Genomic DNA, 25,298 nt, shown 5'->3' with positions numbered 1-25,298 from the left:
CCGTCCGGGCGGGATCACTCGTCGTCGGACTCGTCGTCGGCGTCATCCGACTGAGCCGACTGGTTCCGGTCGTCCGTGGACGTGGTCCCGGTTCCGCTGTTGGACGTCGCGCCCGAGTTCGATCGCGTCGAGCCGCCCACGGTCTGTCCCTTGATGTTGGTGACGCCGCCGGTCGTGGCCGTGTACTTGGCCGCCGGGTTGCCGTAGTCGTTGCCGACGTCGGTGCCCAGCCCCTTGCGGTCGGCCCACGCGTCCATGAACGAGCGCCAGGCCGGGGCGGCGATGGTGCCGCCGTCCCAGTAGCTGTTGTACACGCCGTTGATGGCGATGTTGGCGATGCGGTTGGAGCCCGGGGCCTGCGCGTCGCCGACGAGCACGAACGTGGCGATCTGCTTGGGGATGAAGCCGCCGGTGCTCACCATCAGGTCCTCGTGGGTGCCGGTCTTGGCGAAGGTCTTGCGGCCGCTGGGCAGCTTGGCGTACACGCCGGCGCCGTCGGAGCGCACGGTGCCCTGGTTCATCGCGTAGGCGACGGTCTGCACGATGTCGGAGTCGATCGCCTGATGGCAGTTGGCCTTCGGCACGTCGATCTCCTCGCCGTTCATGCGGGTGACCTTCTTCATCGCGATCGGCGTGCATTCGACGCCGTCGGCGGCGAGCGTCGCGTACATGTTGGCCATGGTCAGCGGGGACACGTTGATCGAGCCGATCATCATGGCCGGGGCGTACACGGACGACTTGTCGATCGTCTCGCCGCTGTACGCGTCATGGTAGCCGGCGGCCGTGTAGGCGTCGGCGACGCGGCACAGGCCGATGATCGCGCCCATCGACGCCATCGTCGTGTTGTGCGATCGCACGAGGCCGAGGAACGGGCTTTCGGGGTTGACGGTGCCGTTGGTCAGTGCGTTGCTGACCGACCACGAGTCGGTGCCGCCCGTGTACATCGTGGAGCTGCCGGAGTAGTCGTCGCAGGCGAACTCGTACGTCGGGTAGCTGGTCGTGGTCTGCAGGTTCTCGTTGATCGAATGGCCCGCCTGCATCCAGGCGACGAGGTTGAACGGCTTGATCGACGAGCCGATGCCGTAGCCGGAGCCGCCGCCGTCGATCGCGTCGACCATGTAGTTCATCGACGTCTCGGTCTGGTCGTCGGTCTCGTAGCCGGTGTACGTGCGGTTGATGCCGAAGCCGAGCACCTCGCCGGTGCCGGGCTGGACGGACGCCATCATGATCTCGAAGCCGCTGGGGTCGTCGGCGGGGATCGTGTTGCGGGCGGTCTCCATGAGCAGGCTGCTCGTGTCCACGTCGAGCGTGGTGACGATCGTCAGACCGCCTTCCTTGAGCAGGCTGTTGCGCTCCTCGGCGGTCTTGCCGAACTCCTCGGAGTTGAGGATCTTCTGCGTCACGTACGAGCAGAAGAAGCCGTATTCGCCGGAGTTGGCGCAACCGGCGGTCATCGGCTGGATGTTGAGCGTGTCGACGAGCGGCGTGTTGACCGCCTCGTCGTACTCCTCGTCGGTGATCATGCCCTGATCGTGCATGAGCATGAGCACCGTGTTGCGCTCGTTCTGCGATTCCTCCTGGTTCGCCTCGATCGACGGGTCGAGGTGTTCGGGGTTCTTGGTGATGGCGGCGATCGTGGCCGACTGGACGATGTTGAGGTCCTTGGCGGAGACGCCGAAGTAGCGTCGGGCGGCGGTCTCGACGCCGTACAGGCGCTGGCTGCCGAACTGGGCGATGTTGAGGTAGCCCTGCAGGATCTCGTACTTGGAGTACTTCTTCTCCATCTGCACGGCGATGAGCATCTCGCGCAGCTTGCGCGCGATCGTGTCCTCGGACGCATGGTACTGGGCGATCGGGTCGCCGCTCTGCTCGGCCTGGGTGAGCAGCACGTTCTTGACGTACTGCTGGGTGAGCGAGGAGCCGCCCTGCTGGGCCTTCTGCAGCAGGTACGTGTTGACGAACGCGCGGGCCACGCCCTGCACGTCGACGCCGGAATGGTCGAAGAAGCGCCTGTCCTCGCGGGCCACGATGGCCTTCTGCATGTAGGTCGAGACTTCCTTGATGGGCACGACGATGCGGTTGTCCTCGTAGAATTCGGCGATCTTGGTCGTGCCGTCGGAGGCGTACATCGTGGATTTCTGCGGCAGGCTGGTCACATCGAAATCGATGCCCTCGACCTTGAGCGACGGAGCCACCGCCTGCGCCACCTTGTTGGCGCCGAACACGGCCGGCATGAGCAGGACGCTGGACACCACGCCGCCGGCCACGCATAGGGTCAGATAGGCCATCAGAAGCGCGAGCACGCGCGAAGCAGTCAGGGAGTTCTTCTTGGGCATGCGGCCCATTCTAAGAGCCCCGCTCTACCTTGCCGTCCGACCCGTCCGGGTCCGGCCGGCTTCGTCACAAAACCCGCAAGACCCTGTGATTCGCTGGGAAAACGCTAGAAACGCATGGACCGACGCCTAGCGGCGCGAGCGGCGGATCAGCATGCCGGGCTGGTAGATGACGATGGAGCGGCCGCGCCGCGCGATCCATCCGCGGTTGGAGAAGTCGGTGAGCGCCTTGTTGACGGTCTCGCGCGAGGAGCCGACCAGCTGGGCCATCTCCTCCTGGGTCAGGTCGTGCGGCACGAGCAGCCCCTCCTCGACGGGTTCGCCGAAGCGGCTGCCGAGGTTGAGGAGCGTCTTGGCGAGACGGCCGGGCACGTCCATGAACACGAGGTCGCTGATGTGCTCATTGTTGGAGCGCATGCGTCCGGCGAGCACGCGCAGCATGTCCACGGCGACGCGCGGATGCTGGTCGAGCCAGGCGAACAGCACGTCGCGTTCGAGCCAGACGACGCGCGTGCCGTCCGTCATCGCGACCGCGGACGCGGTGCGCGGGCCGCCGTTGGGGTCGAAGACGGGGATCTCGCCGAGCACCTCGCCGCGCGCGTGGATCGACAGCAGCTGCACGCGCTGGTCGCACGAGGTGCGGGTGAGCTTGACCTTGCCGGATTCGAGCACGTAGAGGCGGTGGTCGGTGTCGCCTTCGGAGAAGATGGACTCGCCCTTGTCGTAGACCGCCTCGTTGAGGAACGGCAGCAGTTCGCCGGCCTCGTCGGGAGACACCTGGGCGAACAGGGCGGTGTGCAGCAGCGTGTTGCCTTCGTCGGGCATGGTGTTCGGCACTGCGTGGGGAGTGACGTTCGACGCGGCGCCGGCAGTGGTGTTCGGCGTGGTGTTCGTCCCGTTCGCTTCCATCGCACCTCCCAGACGTTGACCGAGCGCCGACGACGACGCCCGCCGTTGTTGACTGCGTCCATTGTAGTGGCTTCCGCGCCGACGTCCGACCCGCCCGCCGGCGCCGGCCGCCGGACTGGTGCGTCGCCGCTCACCGCATGCGGGCCGCGTCCGCCAGCCGTCGCATGATCTCGTCGCGGTCCAGCGTCGTCCGGTTGGCGAGCGGGTCGACGCGCCGGCGCGCCGAGCGCACCGCCTTGTCGCGCATCTTCTCCGCCGACGTGTTGAGGATGCGCGCCATGCCGTCCGCGTCGATGCGGTACGCGAGCGTCGTGTGGTGCAGGATCGCGCCGACCGCCCCGGGGAAGCGCCGTGCGGCGGCGCCGCCGATCTTGCCGTCCGGCGAGACGATGTCGTTGAGCCCGCCGAAGCGCGCGTCGACGCCCATCCGCCGCAGCGCGTCGACCGCCCACCCGTCGCAGCGCCGGTAGGCGGCGGCCGCGTCGACGCCGGCGACGAACGACGCGGGCGCGTACAGCGAGTAGGTGATGACGTCGTCGGGGCGCACGATCATCGCACCGCCGCCGGTGCAGCGGCGCACGACGGCGAATCCTTCGGCCTGCGCCGCGTCCAGATGCACCTCGTCGCGGATCGACTGGAAGCGGCCGACGACCACGGCCGGCGCGCCCCACCGCCAGAAGCGGACGGTGGCGGGCCTCTCCCCCGCCGCGACCTCGCGCGCCCAGCGTTCGTCGAGCGCCATCTGCTCGTCCGGGTCGCGTACGTCGTCGATCACGACGACCGGGCGCAGGTCGCGCCACCATGCCCGCCAGTCGTCGTCGGGCGGCTCCGCCGCGGCGGCCGGAGCGCAGAGGGCCGCGGGCGCATCGCCGCCGGCGAGCGCCCGCTGCCAGGCGAGCGCGATCGCCCGCGCGTCGGTGCCGACGAGCCGCGCGTCCGGGTGTCGTCGCATCGCGGCGTCGACGGCATCGGCGGCGGCGTCCGTCGCGGCGTCGACGGCGTCGGTCATCGCGCCGAGCGTGCGTTCGATGTCGGCGAGGAGCGCAGCCGAGGCCGCGTCGTCGCCGTCGGTGAAGAAGTCGCCGTCGAGCCGGCACGCGCCGCCGGCGATGGTGACGGCGGCCAGCTTGCCGCCGGGGGTCTTGCATTCGCCGCGTCGGGTGGCGCGCGTCGGCGTCGCCGCGCCGTCCAGCGCATGCGTCATCGTGTTCGTTTCGAGCTCCACGCCTCCACCCTATCGGATGCGCGCCGCGAGCGGGCGGAATGCGCAAGGCCTCCCTCCCGGGTGGAACCGGTGGAGGGAGGCCTTGCGGAGACGACGGACGGCGGGACGCGCCGCCGTCCGCCGTGCGGGAATCACATGCGCGCGAGGATGTCGCGGCCGACCTCGTCGGTGGAGCGCACGGTGGAGCCGAGTTCGGCGATGTCCGCCTCGACGGCCTTGTGGATGCGCTGCGCGGCCTCGTCGAAGCCGAGATGCTCGAGCAGCATCGCGGCGGACAGGATCGCGGCGGTCGGGTTGGCCTTGTTCTGGCCGGCGATGTCGGGCGCGGAGCCATGGATCGGCTCGAACATCGACGGGTATTCGTTCGACGCGTTGATGCAGCCGGACGCGGAGTAGCCCACGCCGCCCACGACGGCGCCGGCCTCGTCGGTGAGGATGTCGCCGAAGAGGTTGTCGGTGAGGATCACGTCGAAGCGCGACGGGTCGGACACGAGGTAGATGGTGGCGGCGTCGATGTGCGAGTAGTCGCAGGTGACCTCCGGGTACTCCTGGCCGACCTTGTCGACGATGCGCTGCCACATGTCGCCGGCGTTGATGAGCACGTTCTTCTTGTGCACGAGCGTGATGTGCCTGCGGCGCTTCATGGCCAGTTCGAACGCGTAGCGCACGACGCGTTCGACGCCGTACGCGGTGTTGATGGACACCTCGGTGGCCACTTCGGCGGGGGTGTCGCGGCGGACCGCGCCGCCGGCGCCGCAGTACAGGCCTTCGGTGCCTTCGCGCACGACCACGAAGTCGATGTCGCCCGGGTTCGCCAGAGGCGAGGTGACGCCCTGGTACAGCTTGGAGGGGCGCAGGTTGACGTACTGGTCGAGGGAGAAGCGCAGCTTGAGCAGCAGGCCGCGTTCGAGGATGCCGGCCTTGATGCGCGGGTCGCCGATGGCGCCCAGCAGGATCGCGTCGGTGGTCTTGATGCGCTCCAGCTCGTCGTCGGGCAGGATCGCACCGTCGCGCAGGTAGCGTTCCGCGCCGAGGTCGAAGTGCTCGTAGGTGAAGTCGGCGACGCCTTCGGCGGCCTTTTCGAGGGCCTTCTGGGCCCACGGGGTGACTTCCTTGCCGATGCCGTCACCGGGGATGACGGCGATGTTGTATGTCTTGCTCATGGCAGGCGACATTACTCGCGCATCCCCGGGATGGAACGGGTCCGCTCAGCTGGTGGACAGGCCCATCATGGCCAGGCACCACGCGTTCTCGTAGCTCACCTCGCGCCACTGCTTGTAGCGTCCGGTGGTGCCGCCGTGGCCGGCCTCGACCTCGATGCGGGTGACGACGTCCACGCCGGCGGCCTGCAGCCGGGCGGTCCATTTGAGCGGTTCGACGACGAGCACGCGCGTGTCGTTCATCGACGTGGTGACGAACACCTTCGGGAACGCGGCGGCGCGCGGGTCGGGCGAGCCGTCCTCGCCGGGCTCGGGCGCGTTCTCGTAGGGCGTGTACGACTTCATGTAGCGGTACACGTCCTCGTCGTGCAGCGGGTCGCCCCACTCGTCCCATTCGGTCACGGTCAGCGGCAGCGACGGGTCGAGGATCGACGTGAGCGCGTCCACGAACGGCACGTCCGCCTCGATGCCCGCGTAGCGTTCGGGCGCCATGTTCATCACCGCGCCCATGAGCAGGCCTCCGGCGGAGCCGCCGTTGGCGACGGTGCGCCGCGGGTCGGCCAGTCCGGCCTCCTGCAGGGCGACCGTCGCGTCGACGAAGTCCTCGAACGTGTGCCTCTTGTTGAGGCGGCGGCCCTGCTCGTACCAGGCGCGGCCCATCTCGCCGCCGCCGCGGATGTGCGGCACGGCGTACAGCACGCCGCGGTCGAGCAGGCTCAGGCGCGCCACGGAGAAGCCGGGGTCGGAGCTGATCTCGTACGCGCCGTAGCCGGTGATGAACATCGCGGATTCGCTCACCGGGAAGTCGCGCCGCCAGACGAGCGAGACGGGGATCTGCTCGCCGTCGCGCGCGGTGATCCACACGCGGCGTTCCATGTAGTCGCGCGGGTCGAAGCCGCCCAGCACGACGCCGCGCTTGAGCAGGCGGTCCTCGCCGGTGGCCGGGTCGATCTCGTGCAGTTCGCCGGGGCGCGTGTAGCTGGAGAACGAGTAGCGCATGCGCGGCGCGTCGTACGACGGGTTGCCGCCCGCGCCGATCGTGTACAGGCGGCGGGTCTCGCCGGGCAGCAGGTCGTCGGCGGCGCCGTCCCACGTCGTGACCATGTCGTTGCCGTCGGCCGACGCGTCCGCGTCGGTGCCGGCTTCCGGACCGTCGGCGGCGAGCGCCGCGGCCTGCGCGTACGCGTCCCAGTCGCCGTCGAGGGCGGGCGGGTTGAGTTCGCGGAACGACCAGGGGCGGCCGGCGAGGAAGTCGGCGGCGGCCTGGTCTTTGGTCATGAGCGCGGAGTGGACGAGTCCGCCGGCGCGGTAGGACAGGGATACGAAGTGGCGGTGGATGGCGATGCCTTCGACGGCCAGGCCGTGCGCGCCCTGCAGGATGGCGGGGTTGGCGGGGTTGCGGTAGGCGGCGCCGATGGGCCGGGCCGAGGCGCCCGGCTCGCATGCGTCGCCCCGCTCGCACCCGTAGGGCGAGCCGGCCGCGACGACGACGCCCTCGCCGAGTCGGTAGGGCGGCTCGTGGCCGCGCATGTCGATCACGTCGATCTCGAAGTTGGGGTTGTGCGCGTTGTGGTAGACGACGGCGATGGGGATGTCCGCGCCGTCCTCGCCGGCGCCTTCGAAGCAGCCGAAGCTGACGTCGTATTCGACGCCCTCCTCGCGCGGGATGAACACGCTGAACTCGCCTTCGGGGTCGTCGAGCGGCAGCATCCACACTTCGGTGGTGGTCTTGGAGCCGGTGCCGATGACGACGCTGCGTTCGTCGAAGCTCATGCCGACGCCCACCCAGAAGCGCTCGTCGTCCTCCCGGTAGACCTCCACGTCGTCGGTCACGGGCGTGCCGACGCGGTGGCGGCGCACCGCGTACGGTCGCCATGCGTCGTCGATTATCACGTAGAACACCCACTTGCCGTCGGGGCTGAGCGAGGCGCCGCCGATGCCGGCGAGCGTCTCGTCGAGCTCGTCGCCGGTGACGAGGTCGCGGATGCGGAAGTCGTAGCGTTCGTCGCCGGTGACGTCGGTGCCGTAGAGCATCCAGCGGCCGTCGCGGCTCAGGTCCATGCCGCCGAGGCGGAAGAAGTCGTGGCCGGCGGATTCGCGGTTCGCGTCGAAGATGATCTCCTCGCCGGGCAGGCTGCCGGGCGTGCTGGCCGGGTCGACCTGCGGCGGATCCCAGTCGTCCTCGCCGCGCACGGGCATGCGGCATTGGATGCCGTACTGGCTGCCTTCGACGGTGCGCGCGAAGTACCAGTAGTCGTTCATGCGCGTGGGCACGGACATGTCGGTCTCGCGGATGCGGGACTTGAGCTCGTCGAACAGGGTGTCGCGCAGTCCCTGCAGGCCGGCCATGCGGCCTTCGCAGTAGGCGTTCTGCGCGGCGACGTAGTCGCGCACTTCGGGCGACTCCTTGTCGCGCATCCAATCGTAGTGGTCGGTGAACGTGTCGCCGTGGAACGTGCGGGCGAACGGCGTGCGCCTGGCTGCCGGCGGCGCGGCGGGCGCGATGGCGGGTTCTTGGGTCATGACCGCCATTCTAGCGGCCGGGCGCGCGGCTTCCGCCCGGCCGCGTTCATGTGCGGTCGCGCATGCGGCTGCATGCGGCTACATGCGGCTTTTGAGGTACGGCAGCATCGTCTTCATGAGGTTGGCGCCGGTGGTGCCGGTGAAGACGGGCACGTCGGTGACGGGCATCGGCTGGGTGGCGGTGACGCCGGCGACCGAGCCGAGCGCGGACGATTCGCGCGGGCTGAGCTGGCGGATGCCGATCGCCAGGACGCGCCCCGGGTAGCGTTTGACGATCGTCGCGTACGTGGTGGGGTCCTTCTGCCCGTCGTCGCCGATGAGGATGAACTTCATGTCGGGGAAGTCGGCCATGAGCTGTTCGGCGAATTCGAGCTTGTGCTGGGTGCCGCTGGGCACGAACGTCTTGGGGCGCGGGTCGAGGTCGCGCAGCAGGAGCGGCCCCTCGGGGAAGCCGTGGTCGATGATGAAGTGGCGGATCGAGCTTTCGACGTTCCACGGCGAGGTCGACAGGTAGAAGAACGGCGCATCCGGGTACAGGTCGGCGAGCTTGTTGAACAGCACGCTCATGCCGGGCACGGACGCCTTGGTCTTCGGATTGCGCAGCAGCAGGTTGTAGGCGGCCTTCCACAGGGTCGGCACCTGCGTGACCATGATCGTGTCGTCCACGTCGGAGATGATGCCCACGCGCGCGCCCGACGGGATCGTGAACAGGTTCGATTCGACCTCGCGGCGGCCGCGCACCTGGTAGGCGACGCGGTGGATGCCGGGCGACAGCAGGTATTCGGCCACCAGGTCGAGGTAGCCGCTGGAGTCGGAGATCGCGTATTCGCTGCCGCACGCACGGGAGCGGTCGGGACGGTCGTAGGATTCGGATCGTCCGATCTGCACGGTCTGCAGCGGCATCCCGTCGATCGAGATGCGCACCTGGCGCTGGGCGGCCGGCACGGTGAGCATGCCGTGGATGCCGCGCATCAGCTTGCCGGGCGTGGCGTTGCGCGGCGCGTACAGGGTGCGGCAGATGAGCCGCGAATAGTCCTCGGTGCCGTAGCCGACGTACGGTTCGACGTTCGGATACCAGTCCCAATGGCGTACGACGCGCGTCGAGACGCGCACCCACGCCTCGAACGCGCCGGTCACGGCGCGGCGGAACAGGCGCACCGGCAGCGGCTTCGACTCGATCCGCTCATGGCGCGACGCCGCGTCGAACGTGGTGACGACGCGGTGCGCGGGGATGGGGACGGTGGCCATCGCGTCGGCGTCGCCGCCGTCGCCGCCCTCGCCGGCCGACGGCGCGGCGGGCGACGGCATGACGGATCGCAGCGGCGGCAGTCCCGCGCCGATGCCGTCCCTGACTGTGCTGCTGTGGCGTTCCCTGCTCATGGTCACACTATACGGCGGGCGGGTTACGCGGGGTCCGCCGCGTCCATCCGGAGAGGGGGCGCGGCGGACGGCATCGGATGGAAGCGGCGGCTCAGCGGGTCAGCTTCGCGTACGCGGCCGCGTCGAGCAGGTCGGGCTCGTCGTCGTCGAGCTCGACCTTGAGGATCCAGCCCTCGCCGTACGGGTCGGACGTGATGACCGACGGATCGTCGGCGGCGTCGCGGTTGACGTAGCGGATCGTGCCGGCGACCGGGCTGACCAGCGGCTGGACCGCCTTCGAGGACTCCAATTCCACGATCTCGTCGCCCGCTTCGACGCGCGTGCCCGGCTCGGGCAGGTCCACGAACACGAGCTCGCCCATCTGGGCGGCCGCGTATTCGGTGATGCCGACGATCGCCGGCGAGACGGAATCATCCAGCCAGGCGTGCTCCTCGGAGTACATCAGCTGGTCGGGGACATCAAGGTTCGGCATGGACGCCGCGGTGTTTTCGCTCATGCCCCCAGCCTAACGCACGCGGCGCACGCACAGGCCCGACCGTCGCCCGTCAGATCTCGCGGCCGTACCACTCCTCGATCATGTAGCGGGCGATCGTCGCCTTGCCCGGCGCGACCATGCGGCCCGACACGAGCTCCGCCGTGTACTCGTCGCGCGTCACCCACTTCGCGTGCATCGTCTCCTCGCCGTCCACACGGATGTCCGTGTCGAGGGCGAGCGCCTTGAACGCCATCATCAGCGACGCGGGGAACGGCCACGGCTGCGAGCCCAGATAGCGCACCTCGCCGATCGTCAGACCCGTCTCCTCGCGCGCCTCGCGGCGCACCGCATGCTCCAGGTTCTCGCCGGCCTCCACGAACCCGGCCGACACCGAATACAGGCGCGGATCCGACCATGCCGCGTTGTGCTGGAGCAGCAGCCGGTCGTCGCGGTCCACGATCGCGCTGATCACCGCCGGTTCGACGCGCGGAAACAGCAGGCGGCGCCCGTCCTCGTCGTTGGTGCAGCGCTGCGCCCAGCCGGCCATCGCCGTCTCCACCGGCGCACCGCACGTCGGGCAGAACCGCTTGCGGTTGTGCCAGATCGACAGCGGCACCGCCGTCGTCGCCTGCCCGGCCTCGCGCGCCGACGCGTGCGGCGCGAATCCGCGCAGGTCCACCCAGTCGAACCGGCGGATCGCCTGCTCGAGGATGCTCGGACGCGCCGGGACGGGCGGAGCCGCCGGACGTCCGGCGCGCTCGTCGAACGCGTCGTCGGCGCCGTTGCCGGCCGCATCGGGCACGACGGCGAGCGCCGCCTGTTCGTCCGCGTCGGTGGGGCGTTCGCTCACGCGCGTCAGGTCGATGGCGATGACGTGCGCGCCGTGGCCGTCGCCGGAGCCGGCGTCGGCGCCGTACGCGCCGAGCATCATCGCGACGGCCTGCGGGTGCGCGGCGAGCTCGTCGGCGAGGTAGGCGCCGGGCAGGGTGGCCAGGCGCATGCGGGCGGTCTCGCGTTCGGCGAGCACGCCCTGGCCCTTGGGGACGGCGATCCGGCCGCCGCGCACGAGCATGACGGTCGTGGACGGGTCGGCCAGCAGCCGGGCGATGATGCCGTCCTGCGAACGCAGGTCGCTGCGGTAGTCGATGTCGCCCTGGGCGAGGGGAAGGAACGGAAGCGCCTGGGTGAGCGCCAACGGCGAGAACATGATGGTCTCCTTAGCGAAGATGGTTGCGCCGGTGCCGTCGGAGCGCCCGGAGGGCCGTCCCGACGGCACCGGCCGGGCGGTCAGCCGACGCGGCGCATGAGGTCGACGAGCGCGGCGGCGACCTGGTCGGGGTGTTCGACGGCGCTGAAATGGCCGCAGTCGGCGATGTCGACGACGGCGGGGGCGGTGGCGGTCATCGCGGCGGCGATCGGATGCATGACGGCGGGCGGGCTGGACGGGTCGCGGTCGCCGGTCAGGACGGTCGCGGGCACGTCGATGAGCGGCAGCTGCGCGTTGAGGTCGGGGCGGGCGGCGGCCATGCGCTGGCGCCAGGCGACGCCTTCGGGCCGCTGGTCGCCGATCCAGCGGGCGAACAGCGCCTTGCCGGCGTCGGAGCGTTTGAAGCTGGAGTCGGCGTCGGTGGCGTGCGCGAAGTGCATCACCGGTTCGACGGTGCGCTCGCGGATGCAGGTGTCGGCGATGGCGGTGCGGTTGGCGCGCTGGCGGGCGTCGTCGGCGTCGGCCTTCGTGTCGCACAGGGCGATGCCGGCGACCGCGTCGGGGTGGCGGCGGTGGATGTCGAGCACGACGTAGCCGCCCATCGACAGGCCGACCCACACGGCCTTGTCATGGCCGGCGTCGTGCAGCATCGCGACGTACGCGTCGGCGAGCAGGTCCATCGCATGCGGGTACGCGCCGTCGGGGTCGGCGCCGCCGGACTGCGACTCGTCGGGGATGGGGCCGTCGCCGGCGCCGGGCATGTCGGGCGCCCAGATCGGGAAGGAGGGCAGTCCGGCCTCGTCGGCCTGGCGGATGATCTCGGCGGCGCACTCGTCCCACATGCGGTGGTCGATGGGGAACGCGTGCACGAGCACGAGCGGGGTCCCCTCCCCCGGTTCTCCCTCGCGGTGGATGGTGTTGGTGATGGCGAACGTCATGATTCCTCCGTGTGTATCCGGTGTCCGTGCCGGCCGGCGCTCTGCCGCCCGGCGCCGTGTCCCCCTGATGCCGATGGGTCCGTGGTCGGGTCACTGCCCGGCCCAGGCGATGGCCTTGCGCACGACGTCGCCGTGGCCGTTGGCCATCTGCGCGATGAACGTGTCGATGAGGTCGCCGTGCGGATCGACCCATTCCACGTCGAGCGTCTCGTCCTGCGGATGGCAGTCGCCGGCGATCGGCACCACGTAGCACAGTGCGATCGCATGCTGGCGCGGATCGTGGTATTCGGACATGCCCGGCGTCGGGAAGTATTCGGCGACGGTGAACGGCTGCAATGATGCGGGCAGCACCGGCAGCGCGATGTCGCCGAGGTCCTTGGCGACGTTGCGCGCGATGGCCTCGCGGATCGTCTCGTGGTACAGGATGCGGCCGGCGATCACCGTGCGTTCGATCGATCCGTCGTCGCCGACGCGCAGCAGCGAGCCGACCTGGCGCACGCGGCCGAGGTCGTCGGTGCGCACCGGCACGATCTCGACGTAGGCGACGGGCATCTGCCGGCGGAACCGGTCGATGTCGGCGGATCCGAGCCATCCGGGCGGGTTGCCCCGGCCGGAGCCCCGGATGAAGTCCTCGGGCGTGATGTCGTCGAATTCCCCGCGGCGGCGGCCCGCGTCGAAGTCGCCCTCGTCGGGCACCTCATCGTTCAAGACTGGCATACCCTTCATTATCGTCCCCTTTCGCCCGTCGGCCCGCACGCCGCGCCCGAAGCGGGCCCGAAGCGCCCGGCGATGCGCGCAAGCGTGCGCCCGGCGGCGTGTCGGGCCGACGCGCTCGTTCCGCTCTTCGAGAAGTCGTGGCGCGACGGCCGCCGGTTGTTGCGTGGTGATGCGATGCTGGGATGCACGTCCGCCGGTTCGGCGGCGAACTTACGTGTACGCAGCATACGAAGCAGACGAATGAGGAGGTCCGCCATGGCGACCGTTGCGCTGGAGGCGAAGGATTTCGAGAGGACGATCACCGACAACGAGCTGGTGTTCGTGGATTTCTGGGCGACGTGGTGCGGCCCGTGCCGCGCGTTCGGCCCGGTGTACGAGAAGGCCAGCGAGGAGCATCCGGACGTCGTGTTCGCCAAGGTCGACATCGACGCCAACCAGGAGCTGGCGCAGGCGGCCGGCATCCAGGCGGTGCCCACGCTGATGATCGTCAAGCAGGGTCAGATCGTGTTCCAGCAGGCCGGCGCGCTGCGCGCCTCCGATCTCGACGACGTGATCGCCCAGGCCAAGGCCCTCGACCTGTCCAAGGACGGCGAGCAGGGCGAATCCGCCGAGTGATCGGATGATCGGGCGGTCGGACCGCCGACCGGCCGGATGGCCGAATGAGCGCCGGGGAGGGCGGGCGTCGGATGCAGTCGACGCCCGCCCCCCATATTCCCCCATTCCCCCGAACCACGGCCGACCGTCTCTCGTACCGTCATGCGGCTAGACTGGTGCATGGTGCGCCGTTCACGGGCGCATATGAATCGGCAGCATTACGACCGGGCGTCGAAGGAGCGATATGGCCAATCATGCCAGGCACACCCCCACGTTGAGATCCCTGAGCAGGCGTCAGTGGACGCGGATGCTGGGCGTCGTCGCGGGGGTCGCGCTGGTCGTGGGCGGCGTCGCCTCGCGCACCATGTACATGGCCGGACATCAGCAGGCGGCGGAGTCGCAGCAGGTCACCGCCTATTCGGCGACCGACCCGGATGCGCTGGACGTCTCCCGAGGCCAGTCGCGCGACGAGCTGCGCGGCGCCGACAAGGACACCACGTACGTGACCGTGCGCATCAACGGCGAATCGCGCACCGTCCTCGGCTCCGGTTTCACCGACGTCAAGTCCGTGCTGGACGCGGGCGACATCACCCTCGAACCCGACGACACGGTCAGCCCCGCGCTCACCGACAAGGTCGACGAGTCCACCGTCATCACGATCGAACGCGCCGGCGTGCAGGTCGAGACGAGCGAGGAGCCGATCGCGTTCAACGAGGTGCGCAAGGAGACCGACGAACTGCCCGAGGGCGAGGAGAAGGTCGAGACCGAGGGCGAGGAGGGCGTCATGGAGACGACGAGCCTCGTCAAGCGCGCCGGCGACACCGTCATCTCCTCCAACGTGTTCACCTCGTACGTGAAGAAGGCGCCCGTCGACAAGGTCATCCTCGTGGGCACCGGCAGCACGTCCGCCGGCACGTCCGGATCGTCCGGCTCCGACGCTGCCGCATCCATCGGCACGACCGTCCCGGCCGGCGACATGCAGCAGTGGGCGCACGACTATCTGCTGGCCAACGGCTACTCCGAGGCCGATTTCACCGCCACCGTCTACATCATCAGCCACGAGTCCGGCTGGCGCGTCAACGCGACCAACGCCTCGTCCGGCGCATACGGCCTCGCCCAGGCGCTGCCGGGCAGCAAGATGGCGTCCGCCGGCGCCGACTGGGCCACCAACTACCAGACGCAGCTCAAGTGGTTCTGGAGCTACTGCGCCGGCCGCTACGGTTCGATCCAGGGCGCCTACTCGTTCTGGCTGGCCAACCACTGGTACTGATCGGCGGATGCCCGCCGGCAGGTTCCGTCCATCCGACCGACCGGCCGACGACGTCCGGCCCGCTCCCGTCCGGCCCATGCGGGCCGGACGTTCCATATCGCCCCGGACGTGGAGGCCGCTCTCCGGACGCCGCATCGCGCCGTCCCGATCCGATCCGTCCCGATCCGTTCCGTCCCGCACCGTCGTCCCGTCCACCCGCAAGGAGGTTCCGTTGACGTTCAACCGCTACGTCGCCATCCGCATGGTCATCGAACTGATCGGCGCGGTCTCGTGCGCCTTCCAGCTGCTGCGCGACGACAGCGTCGCGGCGCTCGCCATGTCGGGAGCGATCGCGCTGGTGTGGATCGCCGGCGAGGTGTGGGTCACGCTGATCTTCAACCGCACGAATCCGCGTACCGACGAGCTGTCGGACCAGCATCAGCATGCGGCGTTCCGCTTCGCGTTCCTGACGCTCGTCGCCGTGATGTCCGCCGTGGGGTTCGCGGCGGTGCTCGTCTCCCTGTACACGCGCACCTACGTGCAGTTCCGTCCGATGTTCCTGCCCACGATGGCGATGCTCGCGCTGGCCGTGGCCGACGCGCGCTACCTGTGGCTGGAGCGCGGCGGCGCGGGAGGCGACGATGAGGACTAGTCTGAGGATCCGCCGGCTCGAACGCGGGCTCAAGCAGTCCGAACTGGCCGACATGGTCAATGTGCGCCGCGAGACGATCGGCCGGCTCGAACAGGGGCAGTACTGCCCGTCGCTGCGGCTGGCGATGGATCTGGCGCGCATCTTCGACACGACCGTCGAGGACCTGTTCAGCTTCGACGACGAACGCTGACGGACCGTCCGCCCGCCCCGCATTCCGGCCGCTTCGGCGTGTCGCGGCGGGACGATGCTCCGCCACACCGCGCACGATTCCTCAGGAACCGCTTGATTCCAACGTTTTGAACACGCGAATACGCCTTCGCGCGGTGTGCGAACGTCATCACATCGCGTGACATCCTTGTCACCCGCCCTCCCATCCGCCGGCCCCGACTCCCTTCCGCCGGCCCATGGCCGCGTGTATCGTGGCCCGCGTGAACGAGGTCGGGGAAACGGCACGGCCGGTCGCCGCCAGCGTGCACGCGCATGCGGCGCCCGCCGCGGACGTGTTCCCGGGAACCGTCCGACCGTTCCCGCTTTTAGGAGGTAATCATATGAAGAAGAAGCTCATGGCCCTGCTGGCCGCCGTCGCCGCCGTGTTCGGCTTCGGCTTCGCCGCCAACACCGCGCTGGCCGTCGACTACGGCGCGACCATCCCGGTCACCGGCAACACCGTCACCTATTCCGTGCCGGCCGGCACCTTCCAGCCGTACGAGACCGTCACCGCCACCTTCGACGACGGGTACGTCACCGACGTGGTACTCGCCGCCCAGCGCTCCAAGCAGTTCCAGGCCAAGGCCGACGGCGGCCTCGACCTGCGCGTCACCCTGACCGATGCCGGCGTCAAGGCCGCCCAGGAGGGCAAGATGCCGCACATCATCCTCACCGGCGAGACCAGCGGCACCGTGTTCACCATCACGCTCGTCGCCCCGGCCACCGGCGAAGGCGACCAGTCCGGCGACAATCAGGGCGCCGGCGACAAGGGCACGACCGCCGACACCGGCGCCGCCATCGCCCCGTACGCGATCGTCGTGGCCCTGCTGACCGCCGCGGGCATCGCCATCTTCTCGGTGCGCAAGGCCAACGCCCGCTGAACCCGGATCGCCGCCGCGTAGCCGGTCGGCAGGTCCGGCCCGCACACGGCATCCGTCCGTTCCGAACAGCCCCGGAGACCAACGGTTTCCGGGGTTTTTCGCACCCATGGGACATCATGCCCCCGTACCCGCCCTCGCATCCCACCGAATCCAACCCATCCGAAACGAAAGGCCCCGTAATGACCACCATCATGTTCATGTGCACCGGCAACCAGTGTCGCTCCCCCATCGGCGAGTTCACGATGCGCCGGCTGCTCGCCGAACGAGGCATCCAGGGCATCGACGTGACCAGCGCAGGCATCCTGCGCTACCCCGCCCATCCGATCGATCCGAGCGCCGCCGCACTGCTCAAGGCCGACGGCAACGACCCGCAGGCCATCGACGACTTCCGTTCCACCGTCCTCACCCGTGAGATGAGCGCCGCCGCCGACCTGATCCTGTGCTTCGAACGCGGACAGATCGGCGAACTGCTCTCCCAGTATCCGACCGCCCGCGCCCGCACGTTCCTGTTCGACGACGCGGTCAACGCCTGCCGTTCCATGAAGCTCAACGGCTATTTCGACGCCGACACGACCACTGACGCGCGCATCCAGCGTCTGATCGACGATACGCCGCTGATCCGCCCGTTCCTGCCGAAGGCCAGGGAGACGACCGACCCGCACCGCCAGCCGCAGGAGGTGTTCGAGCGCGTGCACGGCGAGATCACGCGCGGCCTCGTCACCATCATCGATGCGCTCGCCGTCTGAACCCGCCTCCCCGCGGCGACGGCTGACCCAGCCGCGGCCGGCGCAGCCGTCGCCGGGTCAGCCGCCGCTGCGCCTCCGTCTGGCCGCGTCGCATCTGCGCGACCGCAGCGACGTCCTGTTCTATCTCGCCCTGATCGCGCTGCCCGTCGACGGCACCGTGATCGGCCCGTACGCGCCGTTCTGGTCGCCGATCTCGCCATGGCTGTTCCTCGTGTACGTGCTCGCCAATCCCGGCGCGCTGCGCGTCGTGTACCGTCGATGGCGCGTGTGGTTCCTGCTGCCGGCCGCGCTGGTGGTGCTGTCCGCCCCGGGGTGGACGTGCGTCGCGTTCCATCCGGTGCCGGCCGTGACGAGTCTGATGGCCGTGGTCGGCGCGCTGGCCTGTCTGGCGGCGCTGGATGTCGCGCTGCATGTCAAGCGGCTGCCGTGGCGGCCGATGGTGGGCATCGTGCTCGCCGCCTACTGGTTCGCGTTCGCGGTGGGCGCGCTGCAGTGGGCGGCGGCGCGTCTCGAACTGGGCGCGGTGCTGTGGTATTTCGACCATCTGATGCTGCGCTCGTACGTGTCGTCGACCCCACCGTGGGGAGGCGGCCGCCCGCAGTTCCTGTTCGCCGAGCCGAGTTATATCGGCATGCATCTGTTCGGCGTGCTGCTGCCGCTGATGTGGCTGACGCGCGGCCGTGATTCGGTGCTCGCCCATCGTCTGCGCACGCTGATCGCCGTGTTTTCGGTCGGGGCGGTCGTGATGGGTGCGGGCGTGCGCATCATCCTCGACGCGCTGGTCGCACTGGTCGTCGTCATCGTGGAGTGCACCCGCTGGCATGATGCCGCGGACCGCCGTCGCGGCGTCGTCCGGCTTGCCGGCGCGGCCGTGCTGGGCGTGCTGAGCATCGTGGCGAACAGCCGGCTGTCGTCGATCGTGCACCACGGCGCCGACGGCGACGGCTCGTTCTTCGCACGCATCTACCAGTCGTTGGGCCCGTTGTGCGGACTGCTGCGGCGTCCGCTGTACCTGCTGACCGGTTTCGGCGCGGGCAATATCGACGATGCGACGAAGGCCGGCGCCGATGCGGCGTCCTCGCTGCTCGCCGCGTTCGGGTTCGACCCGTCGCCGGCGTCCGCATGGTTCGCGTCGATGACGCCGGACACGGTGTGGACGATGTGCGCGTACACGAGCTTCCTGACCGAGTATGGGCTGACGGGGCTTGCGTTGGTCGTCGTACTGGTGATCCGGCATATCGTCACCGTCTGCCGGACGAGCGTGGAGCCGGTATTCGGTGACGGGAGCGCCGTCGCAGGCCCTGCCTGTGGTTCCACCGCCGACATCCCCGGCATGCGTTCCTGGCGTAAGACGCTGGTGTGCTGGACGGTCCTCGTCGCCTATCTGTACATCCAGTTCGAGGGGTATGCCTTCGCCGCCCTCCCGATGCTGGTCTGGGCCGCTCCCCTTGTCGCGCGGCGCCGCGTCTGACTCGCCGTCGGCCGGGCAACTATGATGAGAGGCCCTCACCGGAGTTCCGGTGAGGGCCTCTCGTCGGGTCGGCGAATGTTCGTCCGTCAGACGAACCGCCGGATTCAGTTGCCGAACACGTCGAAGAACGACAGATCAGTGTCGGCGTCGCTCATGTCGACGTCGGTGCCGCCGCTGGTGCGCACCACGTCGGCGGCTCCGAAGCGCACGATATCCATGCGGGCGGTCTCGTATTCGTTGCGGAGGTTCATGTCGGTCCTTTCATTGTGGATGGGGGTTCGTTGCGGCCCGCGGTGTCGCCGCGGGCCGGTCGATCAGTAGTAGCCGGTCCAGCGGCCGTCGCCGTCGGACGGCTCGTCCTTGCCGTCGTCCGGCTGGCCGGGGTCGGGGGTCGGGTCGACGTCGTCGGCCGGATCGTCCGACGGCGTGTCCTGCGTGCCGTCGCCGGCCGTGTTCTGGCCGCCGGTCGACGTTCCGGATGACGCTCCCGTACCGCTGGACGAGCCGTTGCCGGACGCATTGCCGGACGTGGATCCGGACGCTTCGTCGGAGGCAGCGTCCGGGCCTTCCGACGTCCCGTCTTCCGTCGGGGTTTCGACGTCGCCGCCGAACAGGTCCGAGGAGGACAGTTCGTTGTCGGCGTCGCGGCCGCTCAGCGCCCACTCCTGGAGTTCGCGGTCGACGCCGGGCGTCATCGTCGCACGCCAGATGGCCTGCGATACGGCGAACACGGTCAGCAGGCAGGCGAGCACGAACGCCACCGCGGTGGCCTTCGCCCGCCAGTCCTGCTCGGTGAGCCACCACCAGGCGACGCGCAGCCGCGACGGGGTCGGCTCGTCGGTCTCGGCGACCGACCGTACGGTCGGCGTGATGACCGGCGAGGACGGCATGACGATCGCATCCGATGATGCGTCCGTCGCCGTCATGATCGGAGCGTCCGTAGCGTCCGCCGACGCCGCCATGACGGCGTCGGCCTTCGCGGCGGGTTCCGCGCCGATGCCGTCGTCATGCACGACGGGACCGGTGCCGTGAGGGGTTTCCTGGGAAGCCATCGTCAGTTCCTTTCGACCGTCGCGTCGGGTCAGCCTTCGAGGATGGCCGTGGCGAGCTCGCGTTCGTCGTCGGTCGCGCCGGACGCGTTCATGATCTTGCCGGCCACGCCTTCGACGCTTCGCGAGTTGACGCTGGACGCGGTGATCGTCGTCTCCTTGCCGTCCTTGCGGTAGGTGAGCTGGGCTCGCGTGTACAGGATCATGCCGTACTTGTCGGCGGGGATGTCGGTGAGGACCAGGTTGGCGACGTACTGGCCGTCCTTGGTGACGTACCGTTCGACGGCCTTGAATCCGTCGAGTCCGTCGGCGGACCGTCCGTAATGCCAGCCGGTCTTGCTCCACACGATCTCGGCGCCCTTGGGGGCGATGAATCCGAAGCCGACACGCAGACCGTCGAGCGACGAGGCCGCGCTATCCGAGTAGCGCAGGCTGCCGCCGAGGAACTGGATGACGCCGTCGCTCGCGTCCTTGACGCGCAGCTTCTTCTCCGCGGCCTCGAACTGCGTGCGGATGGCGACCATGTCGTCCACGCCGACGCCGGCGACGAGCTTGCGTCGTGCGCTTTCGATGGCGGTGCGGGCCGCGGCCGCCGACATTTCGGTGTACAGGCCGCTTTCGACCTTGGCGGACAACTCATCGATCATCTGCTCGAGTTCGGTGTTGTAGGTCAGGTCGAGCTTGCGTCCCATCGCCTCGAATTCGACGATGTGGTTGGACTGGTTCTTGTTGCTGCCGTTCATGTACACGCGGATCCTGCTGGCGCGCACGCCGGAGGCCACGTCCACATGCAGGCCGTCCTGCGTCTCACCGTAGGTCGTAGCCGTGCCGATGCCGAAGCCGAACTTGTTGTCGGCGTCGGCGTTGTAGAGCACGGTGTAGTCGCCGTCCTCGAAGGTGCCCTTCTCGGAGGCCACGATGACCGTGTTCTTATAAACACGGGCGTCGCCCCAGTATCGCCACAGGCGGATGACGTCCTTGGTGGGGTCGTCGCCTTCGCCCATCAGCTCGTACGTGCCGCCGAGGTCGAACTCGGCGTAGCTGGCCGCCTTGTTGTCCGAGCCGCTGAAGTCGCCGTAGGAGTCCGTGCTGTCCTTCTTGCCGTCCACGCCGATCTTCAGCGGGCGGGATTCGCGTTCGAAGCCGGGCGTGCCGTCGGGGTTGTACGCCTTGACGGTCGAGCCGAGCGCGGCGTTGGTCACGTCGGATCCCTTGCGCACGGTGTACGTCAAGGTCACGTCCTCGGAGCCGACGGTCACGGCGTCCGGCACGTCGATGACATAGCCTTCGCCCACGGTGAAGTCGCCCTTGACCGGGGTGACCGTGGCACCAGTCACCACGCGCGAGGACGTCTCGGAGATCAGGAGTCCGTTCACGTCGACCAGACGCTTGGTCACCATGGCCGAGTTCTCCCGGTAGTAGTGCACCACGTTGACCGTGGTGCCCGCCTCGGGCGAGTAGGTGTCGTTGTCGATCTCCACGTCGTCGGCCGTGGTCCTGAGATACGAGTAGCCGTAGATCTCGGGCAGACCGGTGTTGAGCTTCTCGCCGGCGACCAGCTTGCGCGGGATGGCCACGGTGTAGGGCACGTCGCCCGTCACGTTGCCGTTCACGTCGACCAGCTTGTAGGCCACGTTGACGGTGGCGTAGCTCGACTTGTTGAAGTCGTTGGCGATGTATTCGTCGCCCGCGGTGGCCAGCACGTCGCCGTCGTAGACCACGCTCGCCACGATCTTGTCGCCGTCCACGAGCCCGGACATCGCCTCATCGGTGGTGATGGCGAGCGACTGGGCCGCCGCCTGGCGCATGTCGTTGGAGTTGTTCGGCTTGACGTCGGCGGGGATCTCGGTGTTGGGGCGCACCGAGAAGGTCTGCTCCTTGGCGTACTTCGTCGTGCCGTCCGCGCCCACGATGGAGAACTTGAGCGTCACGTCCTGGTACGTGGAGGTGAAGTTCTCCACCACCGTGCGGTACTCCAGCTGACGGCCGTTGGCGGAGGTGATGTTGCCGTTGCCGATCTCGGGGCCAGACAGGTACTCCGGCGCGTTGCCGGCTTTGTCGTACTTGTCCCAGCCGGTGCCGTTGCCGTCGGCCTTCTCCTGATCGGTGCGCACGATGGTCACCTGCGGCTGCGCCACGTACATGGGCAGCGGGTCGCCCTTCGCCCAGTCGTTGATCTTGCGGAACACCGTCTCGCGGCAGATCTCGCAGAAACGCAGCAGGTACGAGTCGCGCATCGTGCAGCTCTCGTAGGCGGTGAAGCCGGTGGCATTGGCGCCCTGGCGGTAGATGCCCGTACGGCGCAGGCCGAGGAACTCGCGCCAGCGCACGGTCTTGGGGTCGTCGTTGAGCGTCTCGTTGTTGCCGAGGGAGTCGCCCGCGCCGCCCTTGTCGGCGTATTCGTCGACCAGACCGGCGAAGAAGTGCGCCGCCTCATGGCTGATCATGAAGGCGCCGCCGCCGCGCGAGGCGACCGACGTCCAGCCGCCGGAACCCCAGTAGTCGGAGTCGTTCACGAGCAGCGTGGCGTGCATCATCTGCGTCATGGTGGTGCCGGGCGCCTTGTCCAGCAGGTTGTTCTGGATGTACTCGCGCGCCGTCTGCACCTGACCGGGAATATAGGTGCCGCCCACGGACGGGTTGCGCACGGAGTTGAAGAAGGTGTTGCGACGATACGCGGTGTCGTTCCAGTACTTGGAGAAGCCGCTGTCCACGGATTCGGGGACGTAGGCGTAGATGTTGAGACGGCTCGCGATGGAACGGTACGGTTCGCGCTCCATGAGCTGGCCCATGAGGTTCTGCACGTCCTTGATGGCGCGCTCGCGCTCCTCGGCGCGGTAGCCGTCGCAGAGGATCACCCACACGGCACGCTGGTAGTCGGGGCCGGTCTTCTGGACGGTGTAGAGCGGCCAGTCGAAGCGGTCCTTCTTCTCTTCCGGGAGCTCGCCGCGGAACACCGTCCACGCACGGGCCATGGCGTTGGCGAAGCTGTCCTTGTTGGGGTGCGCATCCACGCGGGCCTGCAGGTCGGTGAGGAACTCCTCGTTGTTGTACTGGTCCTTGAGCGTGTGCTGCAGCTCGTCGGCGAACAGGTCGCTCACGTCGTAGGCGGTCTGGTCGAATTCGAGGACCTTGATCTCGGCCGCGGCGTGGCGGAACTGGCCGAAGCCGCCGCTGATCTCACCGCCGAAGTTGAAGCTCACGTACTTCGACTCGACCGGTTCGGACAGCGTGAACATGACCTTGTCGCCCGTGGCGTTGAAAGCGGCGCTCGCCTCTTGGAAGGAGCCGTCGAGGCCCGAATCGGAGAAGCCGATCCTGAGCTTGGTGGGATAGGCGTAGCCGTTGCCCTCGCCCGTGGCATAGAGGATGCGGTGGATCTTGGTCTTCTTGCTCAGCTTCACCACGACGGTGGACGTGCCGGAGTCGGTCGCGCGGTAGCGGGTGTTCCAGTTGCCGTCGAAGGCCTTGGCGAGTTCGTTGCCGTTGCTGCCCGCATTGGAGGTGCGGGAGCCCGCCACGTCAACGTCCGCCTTGAACTTCTTGAGGTACGCCTCGGAGTCGTAGCCCTCCCCCGCCTTGATGGTGGTGCGGGTGAGCGTGGCGGAGAGCCCCCAGGTGCCGGCGAGGATCATGCGGGCGCGTTCGATGTAGCCCAGCATGCCGTTCTTGTTCGGATGCCGCTTCACGCGGGCCTCCAGGGCGTCGAGCGCCTCGGTGGTGGCGTAGTCGTCCGCCACCTTCGTGCGGGCCTCGTCGGAGAACAGCTTGTTGTTCAGTATGTCCCCGACCTCGTCGAAGCCCAGGACCTTGATCTCGGAGGCGCAGTAGCGGAATCCGTTGAAGCCGCCGTGGATGCCGTCGAAGTAGAAGCGCACGTACGTGGCGGTCACGGGCTCGGAAAGCGTGAACATGACCTTGTCGGCAGTGGCGCTGAACGAGGCGTTCACCTCGCGGAAGGAGCCCTCGTGGCCGGTATCCGAGAAGCTGATCTTGAGCGAGTTCGGGTAGCCGTGGGCATTGCCCTGACCGGTGCTGTACAGGATGCGGTGGACCTTGGTCTCGTGCGAGAGCTTCATGGTGACGGTCGTCGGGACGGTGTTGGTGGAGAAGTAGCGCGTGTTCCAGTCGCCGTCGAACGCCTTCTCGAACTCGTTGCCGTTCTGGCCCGGGTTGCTCGTCGTGGAGCCCTTCACGTCGACCGGCGTCTGGAACTGCTTGAGGTACGCCTCGGCGTCGTAGCCTTCACCGGCCTTGATGGTGGAGCGGGTGAGGGTCGCGTTCAGCGCCCATTCGCCGCGCAGGATCATGAAGGCGCGCTCCACGTAGCCGATCATGGTGTCGGCGTAGTCGTGCTGTTCGACGCGCTCGCGCAGTGCGGTGAGCTTCTCCTCGGACTTCCATTCCTCGGCGAGCTGGGTGCGTGCGGCGTCGGCGAAGAGGCTGTTGACCTCCTCTTCGACGGCGTCGTGGCGCAGCCACTTGATTTCGGCCACGCGGGCCTTGCCGTCGTTATGCGCCGTGTGGATCACCAGCTGCACGCTCTTGGCCTTGAAGGGGGTGGTGAAGCTGAAGGAGAGCTGCTGTCCGGCCGCTTCGGACTCGTAGCCGGTGATGACGTCCGTGTACGAATCGGGGTCTCCGGTGAGCGACGCGCGGATGGAGAACCTGGTCGGATAGCCGTCCTTGGAGCCGCTGTCGTGGCTCTGGAACAGGAAGCGGTTGAGGTCCTCCACCTTGCCGAAGTTCATGGTGATGACGGTCTCGCCGGCGTCATGCGCCGAATACATGCTCTTCCAGTTGTTGTCGAAGGCCTTGTCGATGGAGTAGTTGTTGTTGAAGCCGGGGATGCTCGCCGTATAGCTGGTCACGGGAGCCTGATAGCGGGCCAGGTAGTCCGCGGTGTTCCAGTTGGGCGTGGCCGAGAGGTTGGCGCGGACGATGCCGGCGCTCTCATCCACCGTCGCGGTCCCGTCGTCCGCCGCCGCAGCGTCGTCCTGACCGCCGTCCGCAGGCTGCTGGCCGGCGGCGTCGGCGGACTGATCCGACCCGTCGGCGCCGTCCGTCTCGGCATCCTCGTTCGGGTATTCGACGACGGCCCCGTCCTGCGTGACGTCGTCGGCGTCGAGGACCGTGTCGGCATGGTCGGCGTGCTCGGCGAGCTGCTGCTCCAGCAGCTGCTGCAGCTGCGCCTCGTCGGCGTGGACGTGGGGCGTCGGCATGGCCAGCATGACCGTTCCTGCGAGCAGGGACGAGACCGCCGCCATGGCGATGGTTCGATGGGCGGCACCGCGCAGCGACTTCACGCGCCTGTGTAGCGTCACCTTGTTCTCCTTATAGTGCGGTTTCGATCCGTGGAGTCACGGACGAATCGTGTTCTCTTCTCGTGCCGCGCGGGCTCGTTTCCGCGGTACGGCACGGTGGGTGCGGCGCATCGGCTGAGGACGGGGCAAACCCAATAATTCCAAGGTTTCTCCCCACTCGCAGTTGGCCGCACTGGAGGCGCTCCCGGCAGCGTGTGCGGGAGTCCTGTGCAAGACATACGTCGTAGGACGCTACCACGAACCGTGGCGTTATCTCCG

General features: G+C 68.6%; 19 protein-coding genes and 2 pseudogenes. 7 read left to right on the top strand and 14 right to left on the bottom strand.

Annotated elements, in window-relative coordinates:
- Positions 1–14 precede the first annotated feature (14 nt).
- The 11 genes and pseudogenes from D2E24_RS02305 to D2E24_RS02260 form a co-directional block, all read right to left on the bottom strand.
- Positions 15–2,345: a transglycosylase domain-containing protein gene (locus D2E24_RS02305; RefSeq protein WP_125967724.1), complete on the bottom strand. Its 2,331-nt coding sequence runs from the start codon at positions 2,343–2,345 to the stop codon at positions 15–17.
- A 117-nt stretch (positions 2,346–2,462) separates the two neighbouring features.
- A pseudogene (locus D2E24_RS10840) lies at positions 2,463–2,807 on the bottom strand (Crp/Fnr family transcriptional regulator); the annotation flags it as partial.
- Positions 2,808–3,158, bottom strand: a pseudogene (locus tag D2E24_RS10835) (cyclic nucleotide-binding domain-containing protein); the annotation flags it as partial.
- A gap of 214 nt (positions 3,159–3,372) precedes the next feature.
- Positions 3,373–4,446, bottom strand: a complete 1,074-nt coding sequence (locus tag D2E24_RS02295; RefSeq protein ID WP_125967813.1) for a lipoate--protein ligase family protein — start codon at positions 4,444–4,446, stop codon at positions 3,373–3,375.
- 152 nt (positions 4,447–4,598) lie between these two features.
- Positions 4,599–5,630: a 3-isopropylmalate dehydrogenase gene (locus D2E24_RS02290; protein WP_125967723.1), complete on the bottom strand. Its 1,032-nt coding sequence runs from the start codon at positions 5,628–5,630 to the stop codon at positions 4,599–4,601.
- A 45-nt stretch (positions 5,631–5,675) separates the two neighbouring features.
- Positions 5,676–8,150: a S9 family peptidase gene (locus D2E24_RS02285; protein ID WP_125967722.1), complete on the bottom strand. Its 2,475-nt coding sequence runs from the start codon at positions 8,148–8,150 to the stop codon at positions 5,676–5,678.
- A gap of 78 nt (positions 8,151–8,228) precedes the next feature.
- Positions 8,229–9,458, bottom strand: a complete 1,230-nt coding sequence (locus D2E24_RS02280; protein WP_241222823.1) for an App1 family protein — start codon at positions 9,456–9,458, stop codon at positions 8,229–8,231.
- Between the two features lie 163 nt (positions 9,459–9,621).
- Positions 9,622–10,026 carry a glycine cleavage system protein GcvH gene (gene gcvH / locus D2E24_RS02275; protein WP_125967720.1) on the bottom strand — a complete coding sequence of 135 codons (405 nt, stop codon included), beginning with the start codon at positions 10,024–10,026 and terminating at the stop codon, positions 9,622–9,624.
- A gap of 49 nt (positions 10,027–10,075) precedes the next feature.
- The gene (gene nudC, locus D2E24_RS02270) at positions 10,076–11,212 is read right to left on the bottom strand and encodes an NAD(+) diphosphatase (RefSeq protein WP_125967719.1); all 1,137 of its coding nucleotides are present in this window, start codon (positions 11,210–11,212) and stop codon (positions 10,076–10,078) included.
- Positions 11,213–11,292: 80 nt separating this feature from the next.
- Positions 11,293–12,150, bottom strand: a complete 858-nt coding sequence (locus D2E24_RS02265; protein ID WP_125967718.1) for an alpha/beta fold hydrolase — start codon at positions 12,148–12,150, stop codon at positions 11,293–11,295.
- Between the two features lie 90 nt (positions 12,151–12,240).
- Entirely contained in the window at positions 12,241–12,867 is a 627-nt protein-coding gene (locus D2E24_RS02260; RefSeq protein WP_125967717.1) for an NUDIX hydrolase family protein, read from the bottom strand.
- Positions 12,868–13,122: 255 nt separating this feature from the next.
- On the opposite strand from D2E24_RS02260, the gene trxA reads away from it, so the two are divergent.
- The 7 genes from trxA (at position 13,123) to D2E24_RS02225 (ending at position 18,667) form a co-directional block, all read left to right on the top strand.
- Positions 13,123–13,482 carry a thioredoxin gene (trxA, locus tag D2E24_RS02255; RefSeq protein ID WP_125967716.1) on the top strand — a complete coding sequence of 120 codons (360 nt, stop codon included), beginning with the start codon at positions 13,123–13,125 and terminating at the stop codon, positions 13,480–13,482.
- Positions 13,483–13,705: 223 nt separating this feature from the next.
- Positions 13,706–14,731 carry an aggregation-promoting factor C-terminal-like domain-containing protein gene (locus tag D2E24_RS02250; RefSeq protein WP_125967715.1) on the top strand — a complete coding sequence of 342 codons (1,026 nt, stop codon included), beginning with the start codon at positions 13,706–13,708 and terminating at the stop codon, positions 14,729–14,731.
- 211 nt (positions 14,732–14,942) lie between these two features.
- Positions 14,943–15,362 carry a hypothetical protein gene (locus D2E24_RS02245; protein ID WP_125967714.1) on the top strand — a complete coding sequence of 140 codons (420 nt, stop codon included), beginning with the start codon at positions 14,943–14,945 and terminating at the stop codon, positions 15,360–15,362.
- Entirely contained in the window at positions 15,352–15,552 is a 201-nt protein-coding gene (locus D2E24_RS02240; protein WP_125967713.1) for a helix-turn-helix transcriptional regulator, read from the top strand. Before D2E24_RS02245 ends, D2E24_RS02240 begins: the two co-directional genes overlap by 11 nt.
- Positions 15,553–15,910: 358 nt before the next feature.
- A complete protein-coding gene (locus D2E24_RS02235) occupies positions 15,911–16,450 on the top strand; it encodes a hypothetical protein (protein ID WP_125967712.1) in 540 nt (179 codons plus the stop codon).
- 179 nt (positions 16,451–16,629) lie between these two features.
- On the top strand, positions 16,630–17,196 hold the full coding sequence (locus tag D2E24_RS02230) for an arsenate reductase/protein-tyrosine-phosphatase family protein (RefSeq protein WP_125967711.1): 567 nt from the start codon (positions 16,630–16,632) through the stop codon (positions 17,194–17,196).
- Positions 17,180–18,667, top strand: a complete 1,488-nt coding sequence (locus tag D2E24_RS02225; RefSeq protein ID WP_125967710.1) for a hypothetical protein — start codon at positions 17,180–17,182, stop codon at positions 18,665–18,667. The genes D2E24_RS02230 and D2E24_RS02225 overlap by 17 nt, the downstream gene beginning before the upstream one ends.
- A gap of 104 nt (positions 18,668–18,771) precedes the next feature.
- Here D2E24_RS02225 and D2E24_RS10245 read toward each other — a convergent pair whose 3' ends face one another.
- The 3 genes from D2E24_RS10245 to D2E24_RS02215 all read right to left on the bottom strand — a co-directional run bounded on the left by D2E24_RS10245 (position 18,772) and on the right by D2E24_RS02215 (position 25,040).
- The gene (locus D2E24_RS10245; protein WP_164520965.1) at positions 18,772–18,918 is read right to left on the bottom strand and encodes a hypothetical protein; all 147 of its coding nucleotides are present in this window, start codon (positions 18,916–18,918) and stop codon (positions 18,772–18,774) included.
- Positions 18,919–18,981: 63 nt separating this feature from the next.
- Positions 18,982–19,719 (bottom strand): hypothetical protein, encoded by a 738-nt coding sequence (locus D2E24_RS02220; protein ID WP_125967709.1) that lies wholly within the window; start codon positions 19,717–19,719, stop codon positions 18,982–18,984.
- Between the two features lie 29 nt (positions 19,720–19,748).
- Positions 19,749–25,040: a discoidin domain-containing protein gene (locus D2E24_RS02215; protein ID WP_125967708.1), complete on the bottom strand. Its 5,292-nt coding sequence runs from the start codon at positions 25,038–25,040 to the stop codon at positions 19,749–19,751.
- Between the last annotated feature and the right edge of the window lie 258 nt (positions 25,041–25,298).

The organism is Bifidobacterium samirii (assembly GCF_003952945.1).
Lineage (GTDB): Bacteria > Actinomycetota > Actinomycetes > Actinomycetales > Bifidobacteriaceae > Bifidobacterium > Bifidobacterium samirii.
This window is presented reverse-complemented; position numbering and strand designations above follow the sequence as displayed.

Coding starts and splice junctions, on each gene's coding strand:
- D2E24_RS02305 (WP_125967724.1), bottom strand. CDS start 2,345: ATGGGCCGCATGCCCAAGAAGAACTCCCTGACTGCTTCGCGCGTGCTC.
- D2E24_RS02295 (WP_125967813.1), bottom strand. CDS start 4,446: ATGACGCATGCGCTGGACGGCGCGGCGACGCCGACGCGCGCCACCCGA.
- D2E24_RS02290 (WP_125967723.1), bottom strand. CDS start 5,630: ATGAGCAAGACATACAACATCGCCGTCATCCCCGGTGACGGCATCGGC.
- D2E24_RS02285 (WP_125967722.1), bottom strand. CDS start 8,150: ATGACCCAAGAACCCGCCATCGCGCCCGCCGCGCCGCCGGCAGCCAGG.
- D2E24_RS02280 (WP_241222823.1), bottom strand. CDS start 9,458: ATGCCGTCGCCCGCCGCGCCGTCGGCCGGCGAGGGCGGCGACGGCGGC.
- gcvH (WP_125967720.1), bottom strand. CDS start 10,026: ATGAGCGAAAACACCGCGGCGTCCATGCCGAACCTTGATGTCCCCGAC.
- nudC (WP_125967719.1), bottom strand. CDS start 11,212: ATGTTCTCGCCGTTGGCGCTCACCCAGGCGCTTCCGTTCCTTCCCCTC.
- D2E24_RS02265 (WP_125967718.1), bottom strand. CDS start 12,150: ATGACGTTCGCCATCACCAACACCATCCACCGCGAGGGAGAACCGGGG.
- D2E24_RS02260 (WP_125967717.1), bottom strand. CDS start 12,867: ATGCCAGTCTTGAACGATGAGGTGCCCGACGAGGGCGACTTCGACGCG.
- trxA (WP_125967716.1), top strand. CDS start 13,123: ATGGCGACCGTTGCGCTGGAGGCGAAGGATTTCGAGAGGACGATCACC.
- D2E24_RS02250 (WP_125967715.1), top strand. CDS start 13,706: ATGGCCAATCATGCCAGGCACACCCCCACGTTGAGATCCCTGAGCAGG.
- D2E24_RS02240 (WP_125967713.1), top strand. CDS start 15,352: ATGAGGACTAGTCTGAGGATCCGCCGGCTCGAACGCGGGCTCAAGCAG.
- D2E24_RS02235 (WP_125967712.1), top strand. CDS start 15,911: ATGAAGAAGAAGCTCATGGCCCTGCTGGCCGCCGTCGCCGCCGTGTTC.
- D2E24_RS02230 (WP_125967711.1), top strand. CDS start 16,630: ATGACCACCATCATGTTCATGTGCACCGGCAACCAGTGTCGCTCCCCC.
- D2E24_RS02225 (WP_125967710.1), top strand. CDS start 17,180: ATGCGCTCGCCGTCTGAACCCGCCTCCCCGCGGCGACGGCTGACCCAG.
- D2E24_RS10245 (WP_164520965.1), bottom strand. CDS start 18,918: ATGAACCTCCGCAACGAATACGAGACCGCCCGCATGGATATCGTGCGC.
- D2E24_RS02220 (WP_125967709.1), bottom strand. CDS start 19,719: ATGGCTTCCCAGGAAACCCCTCACGGCACCGGTCCCGTCGTGCATGAC.